The sequence below is a fragment of the Streptomyces sp. NPDC088354 genome (assembly GCF_044753585.1).
Taxonomy (GTDB): Bacteria; Actinomycetota; Actinomycetes; order Streptomycetales; family Streptomycetaceae; genus Actinacidiphila.
In genome coordinates this window covers 1-16000 of the sequence record NZ_JBIVNJ010000075.1, presented here as the reverse complement: position 1 = coordinate 16000, position 16000 = coordinate 1, and the positions used below count along the sequence as shown (strand labels likewise).

The 16000-nt window shown below is 59.3% G+C and carries 12 protein-coding genes and 2 pseudogenes; 9 read left to right on the top strand and 5 right to left on the bottom strand.

Translation table 11 applies throughout. The annotated features are described in order from the left end of the window. Positions 1-89 precede the first annotated feature (89 nt). Positions 90-800 (top strand): annotated as a pseudogene (locus ACIP98_RS40495) (IS256 family transposase); the annotation flags it as partial. A 728-nt stretch (positions 801-1528) separates the two neighbouring features. On the opposite strand, the pseudogene ACIP98_RS40490 reads toward ACIP98_RS40495, so the two are convergent. Further along, positions 1529-2652, bottom strand: a pseudogene (locus ACIP98_RS40490) (transposase). Positions 2653-3653: 1001 nt separating this feature from the next. On the opposite strand from ACIP98_RS40490, the gene ACIP98_RS40485 reads away from it, so the two are divergent. The 5 genes from ACIP98_RS40485 to ACIP98_RS40465 all read left to right on the top strand — a co-directional run bounded on the left by ACIP98_RS40485 (position 3654) and on the right by ACIP98_RS40465 (position 10592). After that, complete coding sequence (locus ACIP98_RS40485) at positions 3654-4895, top strand: MFS transporter (RefSeq protein WP_401981601.1); 1242 nt, start codon at positions 3654-3656, stop codon at positions 4893-4895. Beyond that, entirely contained in the window at positions 4892-6181 is a 1290-nt protein-coding gene (locus ACIP98_RS40480; RefSeq protein WP_401981598.1) for a TfuA-like protein, read from the top strand. The genes ACIP98_RS40485 and ACIP98_RS40480 overlap by 4 nt, the downstream gene beginning before the upstream one ends. Before the next feature lie 23 nt (positions 6182-6204). Beyond that, the gene (locus ACIP98_RS40475) at positions 6205-7293 is read left to right on the top strand and encodes a YcaO-like family protein (protein ID WP_401981595.1); all 1089 of its coding nucleotides are present in this window, start codon (positions 6205-6207) and stop codon (positions 7291-7293) included. A 1190-nt stretch (positions 7294-8483) separates the two neighbouring features. Continuing rightward, positions 8484-9722, top strand: coding sequence for a cytochrome P450 (locus ACIP98_RS40470; RefSeq protein ID WP_401981593.1), 1239 nt, complete (start codon positions 8484-8486; stop codon positions 9720-9722). Between the two features lie 210 nt (positions 9723-9932). Next, positions 9933-10592 carry a class I SAM-dependent methyltransferase gene (locus ACIP98_RS40465; RefSeq protein WP_401981590.1) on the top strand — a complete coding sequence of 220 codons (660 nt, stop codon included), beginning with the start codon at positions 9933-9935 and terminating at the stop codon, positions 10590-10592. Positions 10593-10944: 352 nt separating this feature from the next. Here ACIP98_RS40465 and ACIP98_RS40460 read toward each other — a convergent pair whose 3' ends face one another. The 3 genes from ACIP98_RS40460 to ACIP98_RS40450 all read right to left on the bottom strand — a co-directional run bounded on the left by ACIP98_RS40460 (position 10945) and on the right by ACIP98_RS40450 (position 13138). After that, positions 10945-11832, bottom strand: coding sequence for a hypothetical protein (locus tag ACIP98_RS40460; protein WP_401981588.1), 888 nt, complete (start codon positions 11830-11832; stop codon positions 10945-10947). A gap of 272 nt (positions 11833-12104) precedes the next feature. Continuing rightward, positions 12105-12311: a hypothetical protein gene (locus ACIP98_RS40455; RefSeq protein WP_401981586.1), complete on the bottom strand. Its 207-nt coding sequence runs from the start codon at positions 12309-12311 to the stop codon at positions 12105-12107. After that, positions 12308-13138 (bottom strand): RNA polymerase sigma factor, encoded by an 831-nt coding sequence (locus ACIP98_RS40450; protein ID WP_401981585.1) that lies wholly within the window; start codon positions 13136-13138, stop codon positions 12308-12310. The genes ACIP98_RS40455 and ACIP98_RS40450 overlap by 4 nt, the downstream gene beginning before the upstream one ends. 668 nt (positions 13139-13806) lie before the next feature. On the opposite strand from ACIP98_RS40450, the gene ACIP98_RS40445 reads away from it, so the two are divergent. The 3 genes from ACIP98_RS40445 (at position 13807) to ACIP98_RS40435 (ending at position 15359) form a co-directional block, all read left to right on the top strand. After that, positions 13807-14409, top strand: coding sequence for a sigma-70 family RNA polymerase sigma factor (locus ACIP98_RS40445; RefSeq protein ID WP_401981583.1), 603 nt, complete (start codon positions 13807-13809; stop codon positions 14407-14409). Further along, on the top strand, positions 14406-15080 hold the full coding sequence (locus tag ACIP98_RS40440; protein WP_401981581.1) for a hypothetical protein: 675 nt from the start codon (positions 14406-14408) through the stop codon (positions 15078-15080). The genes ACIP98_RS40445 and ACIP98_RS40440 overlap by 4 nt, the downstream gene beginning before the upstream one ends. A gap of 99 nt (positions 15081-15179) precedes the next feature. Continuing rightward, positions 15180-15359 carry a hypothetical protein gene (locus ACIP98_RS40435; protein ID WP_401981578.1) on the top strand — a complete coding sequence of 60 codons (180 nt, stop codon included), beginning with the start codon at positions 15180-15182 and terminating at the stop codon, positions 15357-15359. A 21-nt stretch (positions 15360-15380) separates the two neighbouring features. Here the strand turns inward: ACIP98_RS40435 and ACIP98_RS40430 are convergent, their stop codons facing one another. Then, on the bottom strand, positions 15381-15833 hold the full coding sequence (locus ACIP98_RS40430; RefSeq protein WP_401981576.1) for a transposase: 453 nt from the start codon (positions 15831-15833) through the stop codon (positions 15381-15383). Positions 15834-16000 lie beyond the last annotated feature (167 nt).

Below are 16000 nucleotides of genomic sequence, written 5' to 3'. Positions count from 1 at the left end.
GAGCACGTCACAAGAGCACACCGCGCATGATCGCGAACAGCTGACACGACCCGCTCAAGCGTCCGAATCACAAGATCGTCGACAGAACCAAGGTCCGCGACGGCCAGGTCGCCAACCGCCCGATCTACGTCGCACTCGCGGTCACCGTCGACGGGACCCGCGACATCCTCGGTCTGTGGGCCGGCGACGGCGGCGAGGGCGCCAAGTACTGGCTCCAGGTCCTGACCGAGATCCGGAACCGTGGCGTCGAAGACGTGTGCATGGTCGTCTGCGACGGCCTCAAGGGCCTGCCTGATGCGATCGGCACGGTCTGGCCGCAGGCGATCACGCAGACCTGTGTCGTCCACCTGATGCGCGCGAGTTTTCGATACGCGGCCCGCCAGGACTGGGACAAGATCTCCCGCGCACTGAAGCCCATCTACACCGCACCGACCGCGAAGGCCGCCGAGGACCGCTTCCTGGACTTCCAGGAGCAATGGGGCGCCAAATACCCGGCGATCGTGTGGCTCTGGGAGAACTCCTGGGCCGAGTTCGTGCCGTTCCTGCAGTTCGACACCGAGATCCGCCGCGTCGTCTGCACCACGAACGCCATCGAGTCGGTCAACGCGCGCATACGCAAAGCCGTCCGGGCCCGCGGACACTTCCCCAACGAGGCCGCCGCGCTGAAGTGCATCTACATGGCCGTCATGAGCCTGGACCCCACTGGTCAGGGACGCAAACGCTGGACCATGCGATGGAAGCCCGCACTCCAGGCGTTCGACATCGCCTTCGACGGCCGACTCTCCGTCGGCCGTCGGTAACTCCAACCACACGAGTTACACCGTTGGCTGGACACACCCCCGGCTCACAGCTCACCGCAGACCCCCGACCGCACGTAAGAGACGCCCGGCGCAACGCCGATTCCGAGCCGTAGCAGCAGGCAGAAGCACTGGTCAATGAACGCCAACCGCCGTTCGCTGCGTACCGGGCCGCAGCCAGCCCAGCGACCCGCAGTTGCTGCGCCGCGGGGCCTCAGTGCCGCAGACGTCGCTGCCGTCCTATGGCTGGTGATGGGGCTTGACGAATCTCCCCACCCCGGGCTGCTGACCTGCGGTAGGGCGCCACAGCGGAAGGGCCGCCCGATAGCCAGCCAGATGGGATCTGGCGTTGTCCTCGGGCGCCGGCAACGCTCTCCGGGTGCAGCAGGCCGACGTTCGTTCCGGGGCCTGCTGCACCCGGGGCCTGCTCACCCGGAGAGCGATGGCACAGTGCTACCCGAGGGGGCTCGCTCGGCGAGGGTTCAGGATGTACTCCAGGACCCGCAGATTCTGCCGCTTCGGGGTCGTACCTCCGGTCCGGGACTGTGATGCAGGTCCTGCAGTAGTTGGCGAGTTCCATTAGCAGGCCAGGAAGGCCGCATGGTCCCGGTCGAAGGTCTTCACCATGGACGTGACGCCAGTTTCACCCGCGCCTTGGAGCATGCCAGCGCTTACATCACTGACCGGTATGGCAGCACTCTTGTCACTGAGGTTATGACTGAGCTTGATCTTTAACCCTGCTGCTGTTTCGAGCGGACGTGTTCGGTGAGGGTTGCGACTCGTTTCACGGTCTTGCCGGGCTCGTAGTGTGGTGCTGGCCTGCGGTTTTTCGATCCCGGGGGGCGTCCGGGGCCGGGTTTGGAGGGTTTGAGCACCGCTGCCGGTCGGAGCGTCTTCGCGCGGAGGTGGCGGAACCCTCGGCGGACCCGTGCGGGGGTGAGCCGCCGAGGTTCGGCAGGTCGTTCCCAGGGACGGCGGAGGTCCTCGGCGAGTGGTCGGGCGAGGCGGAGCTGGGTGTGGGCGGCGATGATCAGCCAGGTCCACAGGTCCGCGGTATGCGGATCCCGGACCTTCGGGACGGTCCAACCCAGCGTCTGCTTGAAGAGCCGGAAGGTGTGTTCCAGGTCGAAGCGCCTCAGGAACGCCTGCCAGCGAAGATCTACATCGGCTGCGGTCATCCCGGTTTTGGAGGACCAGAGCCAGACCGGCTTCGGGTCGCGGTCTCCCGGCAGGTGCTCGACCTTGAGCCGGATCAATGTGCCGTGGATCAAAGGGAGTTCGCCGCAGTGGTCGAGCCAGGGGCCGCGGGCCTGCAGGCGAGGGTGCATCCGGTCCCATGCCCGGGTTTCGGCGGTCCCGTAGCGGGTGGTGACGGTGGTGGTGGTCTGGTCGGGGATGTGCCACGTGTCGGGCTTGGCGAAGGTGAGGACGCCGCCGTGCTTGCGGGGCTGGCCACCGCGCGGGGTGGATCGAGGTAGGGCCAGCCCGGGAGGAACTGGTCGGCACTGCGGCCACGGCCGTAGACGTGGCAGAACAGCCGGTCCGGGCTGGTCGGGGCGTCGGGACGCAACCAGTTGCTGACGTCGACGGCGAGCACGATCCTCCCGTCGGCGGCACGCGGCAACGGCGTGGAAACCAGCAGCCGCCGCAGACGCAGCGGTTCCAGCCACCCGTGGTTGACCGCGTCGTATATCGCGCCGTGCCCGCGCCGGTGCTCGGCCGTGAGTGTCAGCTCGACCAGCGACGTCACCGGCCCATCCGCACACAGCACCGCGTCGGCGAGCTCGAAGAGCGCGTCCGCCCTTTTGTACAGGCAGTCGTAGAACTCGACACGAAAGTGGGACAACACGCTCAGCGCGGCGTCTACGGAACCTGCAGGAGCCAGACTCTTCACCAGCGGCCGTCCTTCACGCGACGTTGCTCGACACCTCGAAGCGTGAAGAACGGCCGTCCTGCTGTCTCAGGAAGAAGCCAAGATCAGCGGGTCAGGTGAACCGGCGAGGTTAAACAACAAGCTGAGGTCATGACTGGCTCAGTCCATCGACTGAAGGAACTCCGGGCGGTGTAACGGGCCAGTTAGAGCGAGCGTCCGTCCGTTGACGCTGATCGTCCATCCCTGGGTGCTCAGGTACTGGACGGTTGGTAGCGAACTTGGGTACGGGCCCGACGCCCTGCATGCACACGACCTACCGCCGGGCTCGTGACTGCCGTCCTCTACGAAACCACCCAGAGACTCCCAAAAATGAGATTACTCATCATGATCAATATTTTATCCTATCCCAGCCCTTAATTCACTCATTTCCCCTAAAGAGATGGCAAGCGACATTCTACGCTTAGGCTGATATCCGCACGTTGATCTGAGTGACGTTCATTGCTGGTTCATGCAGAAACATTGACCAAGTGCGTGGTTTAACCGTGCGAAGCATCCATTTCATGTGATGCCCATCACATTGGGTTTCTCCGATTAGCAGTACAGGGCATGGATCTCGCGTACATGTTTCTGAGTTACGAAAGGAGTTCACTATGGTTAAGTTCATCAAGTCCATCCTCGGCTTCAAGTCGTCTGCCGAGACGGACCGTCCTGACACGGTGTCGGCTTTCCAGTACAAGGAAGACGACTGAGTCACCACGCCCCGCATGCCGGCAATTTGGCATGCGGGGCACCAATCTTTTCGGGTATCAGATGGAAGCCCTTAGATTTTCAGGCTATGTGGTGACTGAAAGCACTACAGCGAAGCCCCCACGTCATGTCAGAAGTGCGCCGTCCGGTGAGCGCGGAGCCTTTTAGATATCTCCATTGCAACAGGAGGCTCCGTGCCCAGCCCGCTTTCGCGCGGTCTTCTAGAACATTCACGCATGAAACCACTCAGCCTGTTTGCCGCGCAAAGCGCCCAATTTTCGCTATTCCGCACCCCGGGTCCCAAGCGAATTATAGCCACGGTTGGTCTCGTAAACCAACTAGGCAATGGAATGTTCATCACGACAAGTGCGCTTTTTTTCACACGCGCACTCGGATTGCCGGTCGAAAAAGTCGCTGTAGGGTTGACCATTTCAGGCACAATTGGACTCGCATTCGGAATTCTTATTGGGTCACTCGCAGATCGGTATGGCCCGCAGCGCACGTATCTGGTGACACTGGTAGCACAAGCCGGATCGATGACTCTCTTCCTAAAAGCTACTTCCTTTACACTTTTTGTCATCATTTCCACTTTTGCATCTATCACTCAATCAGGCAGTTTGGCGGCCCGTGGTCCTCTGATTAGATCTCACGCCGGAGGAAATTCGACTGAATTTCGATCAGTTCTTCGATCCACGGGGAACGCGGCCATTATGATGGGCTCTCTCGTGGGCGGTATCGCTATCCAGGTAAATCAGCCAGTTGCCTACGAGGCGGTTGTGATCCTTAATGCTATATCTTTTCTCATAGCGGCCGGCCTTTTGAGGCGACTCCCTGCCATCCACGCCCGTCACGTAAATCGTGGTCCGCGTGAGGCCAGGTTCCCGGCAATCAGAGATGTGCGGTATCTCGGCATGAGTGTTGGTATGGGAATTCTGGCCATCCAATTGTGTGTACTTCCATTTGCGCTCCCGCTCTGGATCATAGGGTACACCGATGCACCTGGGTACCTAGCATCAGCAGCAGTATTTTTGAATACCCTGCTTTGTGTTATTTTTCAGGTAACGGCAAGCCGGCGAGTAGGTAGTTCGCGATCAGCCGTGCGAACCTGCTGGATCGCAGCTTTCACTGCCCTGACAGCATGTGCGTGCTTTGGTTTTTCGGCCAGAGCCGGCACGTTTACGGCAGTGGCACTTATCACACTTGGTGTCCTTTTCGTAACATGGGCAGAGATGTGGATTAGTGCCTCAGGATTCGAATTGAGCTTTTCCTTGGCGCCAGCGCGAAGACAAGGCCAGTACACCGGTCTGTTTGGCACAGTTCAGGGAATGTTCCTGGCATTCGCACCGACTCTGTTGAGCCTGCTTTGTATAAACATCGGCCTATTGGGCTGGCTCTGTCTGGGTGTTATTTTTCTCTTCGGAGCCGCCGTCGTTTCTACTTTTGTAGCACCTGGTTTTGTTGATGGTGATCAGAGGTGACGAAATTGGAACGAGAGAAAGTTATTCACGCTTATCTGGGCCCCTCACTGCCAGGCGCGGATGCAGCAAAAATTGTCCCTGGGCTGATACTGCATCCTCCCGTAATCCACGGGGACCTACTCATCCATGACATTGCGCCGGGAGATGTGGTCGTAATCGTTGACGGTTATTACCATCAGCAGACTGCTGTGCGGCATAAGGAAGTACTCCATCTCCTCAAGCGTGGCGTGATGGTGATAGGAGCTTCCAGTATGGGAGCACTCCGGGCTGCAGAATTGGAGCCGTTCGGGATGATTGGGTGCGGTTGGGTATTTCAACAATACCGAAGTGGTCGAATCATCGCAGACGATGCCGTAGCGCTCATGCATGGTCCAGAGCCTGATTACGTGCCCATGAGTGTGCCGCTTGTTGAGATCATGTTCTCTACGGAGAAAGCCGTGGCTCAAGGGCTTCTGGACGCGGAGATCGGCGAACGCGCCTGCTCCCTTGCCTCGAACCTTCACTACACGGAACGATCCTGGCGACGGCTTACGGACCTACTTACTCAAGAAGGACATAGGGGCCACACGGGACTATTTAGTAAGAAGATTTCTAGCCCCGGGGTTAAGGGTGACGATGCAGTCGCGGCTCTACGATTGGCTGCAGAGCTGCGTTCATCCTGCTCAGGAAAGATGGCACAGCCGATACAGGAATCGGTTAATCAATCCTCCGCACACCTAGCTGTCTGGCTCAGAGAATGGAAGGACTCCAGCGGGCAGGGCCAACGTGGTAGAGATAAACTTTTTGCTGACTGGTATCGATTGACTTCCCCAGATGCTCCTGCGCAATGGAGGTCGTGGGTGCTAAAAAAGCTGGATGAAGCTCCTGATGAGGGTGCCGGCCTCCGACAATTGGCCTACGCCGCGACCTCAAGCGAAACTTTCTTGAAGTCGCAGAAATACTTGAGTGACAGAGAGATTCGAACGATGACGTCCGATCAACTTACCGAACTTCTTCTTGTACGAGCGTTCCGGCACGACCACCCGGATAGTACCTATGTGACTTATCTAGCTGACTTGGTATCCAGGAAGTATGGACCAGTCAGCCTTGCCGAGTTGGCCAATCTTGAGGGGGGTCAAGGTATCTTCGAAAACGAAACCGGAATAAGAAGGAAGTGGAGTTTGCGCCGCCGCGGCGTTGATTATGTACTACATCGGGCGGCGCTTGACCGAGGATTCGACAGCTTGGACGACGCCTTGAGCGCACAGAAACAAATATGCCAGATGGTGGGACCTGGTGACTGTTAGCAGTACACGTTTGGAAGGACATAATGGTGATTGATGCCAGAGCGGGCCGCATCCGTCCCCCTGATCGAACCTGGCAGATCGTGCAGCCAATACTCGGAAAGCACGGGATTACTAGGATTGCAGACGTAACCGGACTAGATCGCGTCGGGATTCCCGTGTATCAAGCCGTCAGACCTGGTGCACATACTCTTAGCGTCTCCCAAGGGAAAGGGGTGAGTCACGAACTGGCCAGAATCTCAGCGGTTATGGAATGTATCGAATTCTCATTTGCCGAGATGGATGATCCAGTATCCGATGGAAGATTCGTGGCTTCCGCTCTCGACCTCGCCCTTCCCTACGATGCACTCGCTCTACCCCGATCCAGCCGGTCTGTGTTCTCTGGTAGAAGCCTCATCGAATGGATATATTCTTGTTCATTGTCTACTGGAGAGAAAGTTCCTGTTCCGCGTGAAACCGTGTATCTTCGACGGGCCTCGCAAACTGGACGACTTCCGCTTTTCTCATCTCACACAACAGGCCTCGCCTCTGGTAACTGCTATGACGAAGCCGTGCTGCATGCGCTTTATGAGATTATCGAACGCTCTAGTTTGTCGGCGAGTAAGCATGCCGTTCTCATCAATCCGAGCACTATTACGTTTGGTACGGGCTCAATGCTAGTCGATCGGATTGCCGAGGCTTCAGTCCTCATGACTATTGAGATGATTGAGAACCGATTCGACGTACCGTGCTTTCGCTGTTTTCTATGGAGCGATGACTATCCGGTTCTTGCTGTGGGCGCAGGAGCACACAGCTCTGCCGAGATTGCCCTTACCCGTGCACTGACAGAAGCTGCCCAGAGCCGACTTGCTGCTATAGCCGGCGTGCGGGATGACATGAGGCTTGGGACACTAACGATCGATCAGCCGTCTCGTCGACCAGCGCTGCCTAATGAAACTGTTCCTTGGACCGATACCTTCTGGAGCAGCTCAGCGAAGTTCGGAAGTCTGAGAGCTGAGGTTTCCCATGTTACCGGATTAATTTGTGATTCTCTCCAGTCAGATTTGCTAGTTTATGATCTTTCGCACGGGACGGAAGACATCTCGGTAGTCAAGGTTGTGGTGGTGAGAAGATGACCTTCATATTCACTGCTTTGAAATACTTGGCGACGACATTACTGGCGATCAGAATGGCGAATGCTGGATTCAGAGAGAACATAGATGGTCCCTTCTCATGGGGAATGTTCAGCGCGGGATGTTGGATCATAATTGATCTGGTTGATCCGGATGGAACACCCGTCAATCCATTCGCTGACATGTTTCCAGGTTCTTTTCAGATGAACCCCGACGACCTTCAGCGTTGGTTGGATTGGAAGACGGCTTCCGGATCCTCCGAGATTTCCGGTGAAGGGCTAGTAATATATTCCGATGGGCGCCAAAAATTGACCGTAAGGAATAGCCGTGTGGTTCTTTAATGCTCCGCTTCACGGATTTTCGCTACCGATCAATTCTGCATGTCTTTCCTTGTTTCGCATCCTGCTGGGATTTTCTCTCTTCACGCATTTTTCCCTTTCGATATGCAACGGTGGCTGGTCACGTTATGAGAATAGTCACGGCTACGAGAATTTCCGAATCTCAAATAAATATCCCGGAAAAAGAGGAGAGGCCGTCCTTATTGCATATAGGCCGGTACTTCTAGCGCGTGTCATCGCCGCACTAGGCGTAATTTTCCTTCCCGGCCCTAGATTCTGGCTTACACTTTGCGCAATGTCTCTTTTGTTTGAGATGAATTATTTTGGCAATCATGGAAAATCCAGTCGATTCTACCCTTTTATGATGTGTATCTCACTCTTGTTTGCATCCAGACTCGGCTCTGGGATAAGTATCGATCGATCTATCTCACCAGCAAACTGTTGGGCCCAGTGGCTTTGCCTTTTCATCACAATAGACATGTATTGGAGCAGTGCTTGGCTGAAGCTTTTGTCCCGACAGTTTCGCTCGGGGCGGCTAGTCCGTGATTATGTGGCGGTTGGTTCTGTGCTTCAATATGCCTCAGGGCACCGTGAGTTTTGGTTCCCACGAAGACTAAGTATCCTTCTGGACGACCCGAAGAAGGGCGTAAATTTCTCGCGCATCGCTTCTTTGAGTGCAATTTCGCTTGAATTTTTCCTCCCTCTTGCCCTCCTTATCCCTGTGTCCTTCTGGATTGCAGTATGTGCCGGCGGGTTGATGCACCTAATATTTACGACTCTTAAGCCGCGCCAAATCGCTGGATTCTCGTTGGCTACTGTCTCAGCTTATTGCCTTTTCCAACAGCATTTGCCTCCATGGCCATAAATTCCGAGCTAGATTTCAGTCCGTCATTTTCGGCATTATCGCATTGCGAATACGGAGGGTTGGCTATGCTATTCGATAAGAATTATATGAAGGATCCGCACCCAGTCTTCTCGGTTTTGCGGGAGCAGGCACGCGCTGTGCAGATTCTGACACCCAAAGGGAAGCAGGCGTGGTTCGTTGGGCGCTACTCCGACGTTCGGAAGTTGCTGCTGGACCCCCGGATGTCGATTGACCGGCGTAACGCGGGAGTCGGTCGTGGACGAAATTTTCCTCCCTCGATGAATTCCAGCCTAGTTGATCTCGATCCGCCAGAGCACACGAGATTGCGAAAATTGGTTTCGGGGACTTTCAATGCAGAGAGCGTCAATCGCATTAAAAAGCGTACGGCCGAAATATCGGCATCTCTCCTCGAGGAAATTTTCAAAAAGGGAGGAGGTGATTTGGTAAGGGAGTACGCAATGCCTCTTCCGGCACTCGTCATTTCAGAGATTCTAGGATTCTCCGCGCAAGATCGAGAGTCGTTCTTTGAATGGAGCTCTGTACTTTTCCGTGGAGTCGACGGTCCGGAGTTCCGAAATACAATAAGTGCCCTCATGGAATTTATCGATCTCCAGATCAAGAGAAAAAGAAAAGAGCCTGACGACGACCTGCTTACAAAACTCGTTTCGATAAGCAAGATGCCAGGTAGGCTTTCCGAGGAGGAACTTACCTCGATGGCATCCCTTATTCTTTTCGCCGGCTTCGAAAATGTGGCAAATTCGATTTGTCTAGGAGTGCTAGCATTGCTGAGAAATTCAGAGCAGCATTCTCTCCTTCGAGATAATCCGAGATTGATCGGCGCAGCCGTTTCTGAAGTTTTCCGATTTGATCCACCTGGACAATTTGCGGTACGGCGTTTTCCCACGGAAGTTATCGAACTCGATGGTATAGAACTGTCACCCGGCGATACGGTACTTCTGGGAATTTCGTCAGGGAACCGCGATCCCCGCCGATTTTCTCATCCAGACAGATTTTGGATAGATCGCCCTGATTCGGGCTACTTGAGCCTGGGCTACGGTCCACACGCGTGCCTGGGAGCAATGATTGCCAAGTCTGAGCTTGAAATTGCGTTGAGAGATCTTACCCAGCGCTTTTCCCGTATTGCTCTCTCCGTCCCCGAAGATTTGCTGACGTGGCGCGATTCTTACAATAGTCGGGGTGTTGTTGAGTTGCCAATTAGCTTTCATTAATGACACCGAAAATCCTAGTCTAGCAATAAGCCCAATTCCCGATCGAAGATGAGTCGGCGGATCTTTGGTGCTATGTATCGTCCGGCTTTTCGATACCTCTCCTGAAGGGTTAGGTCTATGGTGAATGGTGGGGATGGAGATCTGCAGGTTGCTGATGCTGTTGGTATTCTCATGCGACGATGTTGGCGGGCAGGGGCGAAGAGAGGTTCCGTGATTGAAGTCGTTGAGCGTGAAGATGGCTATATTGGCACGGCGGATGTAGCTAGATACTTCGCCCCATTCGAAGAATGGGATGAGGTTGAACGAAGCGCAGCAGAAATGGCTAAGGGTCGAATTCTGGATATTGGTTGCGGTCCCGGGCGTCATTCTGTTGAGTTTCTTCGACAAGGTTTCAGCGTCGTAGGAGTAGATTCCTCACCCCTGGCATGCGAAGTTGCCCGAGAGCGGGGCGTAGGGGCATTTGAGGCATCTGTTGAAGATGTATCAAATATTGGCCTTGGCTCTTTTGACACCTTCTTCCTAGGGGGCTTTAACATTGGCTTGCTTCAGTCTTCGGAGAAGGCGAAGGAAATTTTTTCCACCCTCCACGAAGCAGCCAATAATGGGGCAGTTATCGTTGGTGTGGGAGCAGATCCTTACTCTCATGCTGGCGCAGCACACGCAGAATATAGATCATTGAATGTAGCGCGAGGAAGACTGCCAGGACAGGAGCGCATTCGGATAAGGACTGGAAAGCGTGCTACGTCATGGTTTGACTACCTTTTTGTATCTCCTAGTGAGCTCGCCTTGATCTGCGAAGATACGCCTTGGTGCATAGATATGGTGAAGGAAACGAAAAAAGGTTATGCGGTACGGTTGAAGCTGCGATGAAAATTCTCCGGTGTGAGTGTCGCGCCTCTAATTCTGGCCCGCTAACCGCGTGATCGTCAGCCGTCAGTCTTCTTTTGCCGCCTCGAAATTACCGGGCGCTTGGTCTCCGCCCAGGCAAGGTATCCCTGCACCACATCTGCAGCTCCGTCTTGACACGCGGATCAGTGCCATCCCCCGGGGTGCTGGTCGCCTTGGCCTCATCCTTCATCGCGAGCGGGACGTAGAGCCGTAGCCATTCAGTTGCCATTCCTGTGATTCCTGTTGTGGTCCCCCAGATGTAGGCAAGCGGCTACGTCAACGGGAGCGCTGAAGGCTAAGCTTCCCGGGAAGGGGAGGCAACGGGTGTCTAACCCTAGGCAGGAACGGTCGGATCAGGCTGCCCAGTTGGGCCAGTCTCATCAGGGGTGTAGTTGATCGTGCCGCTGTCTCCGAAGGTGAGGGCGGTGCCGCGTACCTCACCGTTGAAGGTGTAGATGTGCTTGGGCTGAGAGGGTCGGGCCAGGATGTCGCGCAGCGCCCGGGCAGTGGGTGCAAGGTGGGGGACGACTGCGGCGATGAAGCCCGCACTTACGAACGCCGTGGCCAGTTCCCCGACAAATGCGAAGGCGGAGAACACCGGTGGGACGGTGAACAGCAGAAAGGACAGCGAGAAGAAGGCGGGCATGTGCTCGCGGTCGTCCTTCATACGGGCGGCCGACCGCTCGCGCAGGTCAACGTCCCCCAGAGGGTTGTACGGGACCACCTCCCAGCTACCGGAGTCCCGGCCGGAGGCGAGCAGCATGAAAGTCACCCGCTGTCCGCGCTCTAGGTGGCCGATGGTGAAGACCGCTTCCCGGGAGCTCTGTTCGAGGTCTGGGCGTCGCTGCACGCCCCACTCGGCCTCGTGGGCGGAGGTCGCGGCGGCGTCGAGGACCTCGCTGCCGTCGGCGAACCGGAACCGCAACTGCTGCTGCTGAACAACGCGGTTCCCAGTGTTCTCCACGGTGAACTCGACGGAGCTGAGGTCTTCAACGTACCTGCCGTCGTAGGTGAGCCCGAGCCGGGGACGCACCTGGTCGTCGGCGGAGACGATGGCCGTCCGCGTCTCGGCGTCGTAGGAAAGCCGCTTGTTCGGCTCGCGGCGGGCCTTCACGTACTCGATCGCTATCGTGCCGAGCACGCCGACGATCCCGCCCGCGAGGGCGATGATCAGGTCCCGCTGGAAATCGGTCAGCACTGCCTCTGCGGCCCAGTTCACCATCGCCCGCCCCCCGTCGATCACTGGGGAGTCACTTTAGCCGTGGAGGACGTCGGTACACAGGCGGAGCCCGGTGCAAGGGGAAGGTCCCATCTCGCACAGGCTCGGCCGCCATACATCCAGCAGGCGCAACGGACGCTACGTGTCATCCAACCGGAACCATCCGCCCGCCGGACACCGAAGAGGGCCTGCCGTCTGACTATGGGGGTGAGTCAGGCGGGGGCCGCCGTCCTGTGGGGTGGGCGGCGGCTGGCCCATGGGTGCTCCGTGGTGGGTTAGGTGAATGCGGGCAGGAGCGCGGCGAGCAGGGCGATGCCGATGCCGAGGGTGCTGGCGAAGACGAAGCTGGCGCGGGTGACGGCGGTGGGGATCTCGGCGCCGCCCCAGCGGGCGATGCCGAATCCTACGATCGCCAGGATGGCCGCGATGGCGACCAGGACTGCCATGGCGAGGAAGAGGAACAGCAGGGCGCGGGTGCTCACGCGGCGCCTCGCTGGGCTTGGCGGGGGGCTCCGGTGGTGTGGAGCTGCTGCGGGATCCAGACCTGGCCAGTGCGGGCGGCCTGGTAGAGGGCGCTGCGGAAGCGGTACCGGCGGGTTCGAACAGCACCGGGATTGGTCTTCAGGGCGTCGGCGATCTCGCTGTCCTGGTAGCCCTCGACCGTCATGCGGATCACGGCCTGCGTCTGCGCCGGGTGGCCGGCCAGCAGATCGACCAGCTTGGTGCCGAACAAGACCGCTTCCGGCTCGGCCAGGTAGTCCGGCGCCATCAGTAGACGGAAGAACGCCTCGACGTCCAGCAGCGCGGCTTCTTGGCGGGCGAGTTCCTCACGGCGGCGGGCCCACTTGAGGTAGACGCGGCGGAACTCCCAGATGCACTGGCCGATGAAGAAGCTGGTCAGACAGCTGGCCCCACGGGGACCCCGAAATGCGGGAGACCACTCGCCCTTCACCAGCGCCTTGCTGCGGAACGACTTCAGGGCGTTCAGCAGGGTGTCGACCACCAGCTCGTCCCGGTCCTGCGGACTGCTGTGCAGGAGACGCGCGTTGTCAGGCGAGACGAAGAAGGGGATCTGACGGTCCTCGAACCGCTTCCGGGTGAGCCGGGCGAGGTCGCCGTTGCGGACCATGCCGCGCAGGATCGGCATGCTCTGCCGACACAGGTCGTTCTCGAACACCTCGTACGCGGGCCCCATGAACCCGTACTGCCGCAGCTCCTCGACCCTCCGCGCGTCCTGCTGGATGCGCAGCGCCCGGTCGGTAGGCAGGGCTGCGTCGACGGCTTCTTCCACCGTCTGGCGACTGGACATAAAACTCACCTTGTTAGCGGGGTTCGTCACGCTAGCCGATTAAGTGGCACGCGCGCGACGAAGCAGTCCGGGTTGTACTGCTCGATCGCTCGTATGCGGTGTGGATTCACTAACGTCACGCCGGGAGCAAAATTTTTTCGCCCGAAAATGCTCGGGCGGTCGTTCGTGAAGGCTTACTTCGCCGTCAATTTCGCGGGTGCTGCAGGTCGCGTACGCTGCGCAGCTCCGCTGTCACTGCGTCGTCGCTGTCCGCCGACGGCCTGGTGCCGCAGGCCGGCCTCGCGGGCTGGCCGGAGGCCCGGCATCGACCGCGCCCCCTGAGCGAGCCGTGGACCACCTGTGCATCCAGCCGGCGGCGCCACCGAGGCATGTGATGTAGATCACCGACAGGTCTCGGTTTGGAACGCCTGGGCCATCTGGAACCCGGAGGGGCTGTAGTTCCTGCTGATCAGAACACATGTCGGGAACAAGCGGACGACGGTCGAACTTACGCTCTGTCGATCATTGATGATCTCTCGGTGATTTTTTACGGGGGTGGTTGAGTGCGAGGGCCGGGAAATCGACAGGGTGGGTGCTGAGGGCCCAACCGGGTCCTCACGGGAGCGAGTTGCTTCCGTTAAGGACCTGTCCTCGATGGCGAGGACGGGGTAGCCCACCCGGAGGAGCGTGTGAGAAACGGCGACGTCGACCTCGACGTATCGCCCGAGGACGCTGGTCGTCCTCAGCCCGTACCGGAACCGCCTGAGCTGCCGTTGGACTTCGAGGGCTTCTACCTGGGCCACCAGGAGTTCTTCCACGACTTCGCGGAGATCCACCTGGGCAGCCGCCGCACCGGCGAGCAGGTCGTCCACCAGGTGTTCCTGGAGATCCTCAGCGCCTGGAACGAGCTGCTGGCCGAGGGCAACCTCGAGCAGCGCGCGCTGGGCGTGCTCCACCGCTGCGTCATCGACCGACTTCAGGAAGACGGGCGGCCGCCGGCCTTCGTCATCAACGCCCCCATAGCCCGCAACCTGCAGGCGGTGCGGAACCAGCTCGAGCTCACCCCCGGTACCACTGGCCTGTACGAGGCGCTCTGCAATCTGCCCACCCGCCAGTTCACCGTGATCGCGCTCCGATACCTCCTGGGCTACCCCACCAAACGCATCGCCCGCTACATGGGCTTGGACGTCCGCACCGTCGACTACCACGGCCGCAAGGGCAAGGAACGCCTGCGCTCCCAGCTGGGCCTGCCGCTCGCCGTTGGCAAGAACAAGAAAGGACCGCGGCAGTGACCACCATCGACGACCTCCTGGCCGACGCTCGCATCCCGACCTCCCCGGCAGAAAACTTCGACGTCGGAGCCGCCCTGCGCCGCCTGGCCGCCGACTCCGTCAAGACCACCCCGACCCCCGACATCCTCAAAACCCGGCAGGCCGCGCAGCGGCTGTCGGTGATCTGCCGCTGGATCCTCAACCGGCCCGACGCCGCCGACCACGTCGACCGCCTCGCCGAAGACCCCACCATCGACACCACATCCGCATCCTTCGAAGACCACCTGGACGTCGACGGAGCCCTGGTCTTCGCCTGCCTTCTCTACCTGACCGGACACCGCGAAAGCGCCCAGTTCTGGTGGCAACTGGCCGCCGGCGCCGGCCTGCGCACCGCCGCGTACTGCCTGCACCTGCACCACCTCGCACTCGGCGAACGCCGCGAAGCACAGCACTGGCTCCACCAGGTCACCGACAACCTTCTCGACTCCGAAGCCCCCGACCAGGCCCTCCTGGACTGCCTGGAAGCCATGGCCTCGTACGTCCGCAACCACGGCTACATGGCAGACCCGCCCACCGGCGGCCTCGAAATGGAAGTCGACCGCCTCGCCGACCACGCCCCCGGAGCCTGCATCATCGTCCACCGCCCCGACCGCCGCCTGGCCGACCGACTCCACGACTTCGCCCGCCGCTGACCAGACCACGCAAAAGGAGCCCCAACCCCGGCACAGGTTCCAAGGCCACCGCCGGCAGGGCTCCCCAAGCTGACATCCCCGCTGAAAGGAACATCCACCATGCACGATAGACCCCACCCCAGCCCAGTGCAGGCGATTCGTGCCCACCTTCACCGCTTCGTGCACTGGACCCGCCGCCGCCGGCGCGCCGCCCTCGGCCTGGTCCTTCGCGGGATCTGCTACGGACTCGGCACCGCACTGGTCAGCACCGCAGCTGTATGGGTACAGCACCTCTTCTAGGGCGTGTATCGAAAGTGCTGGTCACAGCCATTCGTTGATGGCGGCGACGAGGACAGTCGCCTCGTAGCGAACCGCGAGCTTGTCGTACCGGGTCGCCACCGCGCGGTGCCTCTTGAGGCGGTTGATGCCGCATTCGACTGCGTGCCGCGCCTTGTAGTCCTCCGGGTCGAACTTCGGTGGCCGGCCGCCTTGCGAGCCACGTTTCTTGCGATTGCGGGCTTGGTCGATCTTGTCCGGGATGGTGCAGCGGATACCGCGTCGTCGCAGGTAGGCCCGGTTCTTGCGGGAGGCGTACGCCTTGTCGGCCCGCACGCGCCGGGGTCGGGTGCGGGGCCTGCCGACCCCAAGCTGGGGCACTCGGACCCGACCGAGGACGACCTCGAACTGCGGCGAATCCCCGCGCTGGCCTGCGGTGATCACGATCGACATGGGCTTTTGGCCCTGCTCGACGGCAAGGTGCAGCTTGGTGGTCAACCCGCCGCGGGAGCGTCCGAGCCCGTGGTCGTCCGGCTCGGTGATGATTCCGCCGGGTGTTTCCTTTTGGAGGTCCCCATTACCTTGTTGATCAGCCCCGCAATGGGGTGCCCGGCCTCTGGGACGGCATGACTGTTCCCCCCTGTAGTCCGCATGATCTGGGGGGT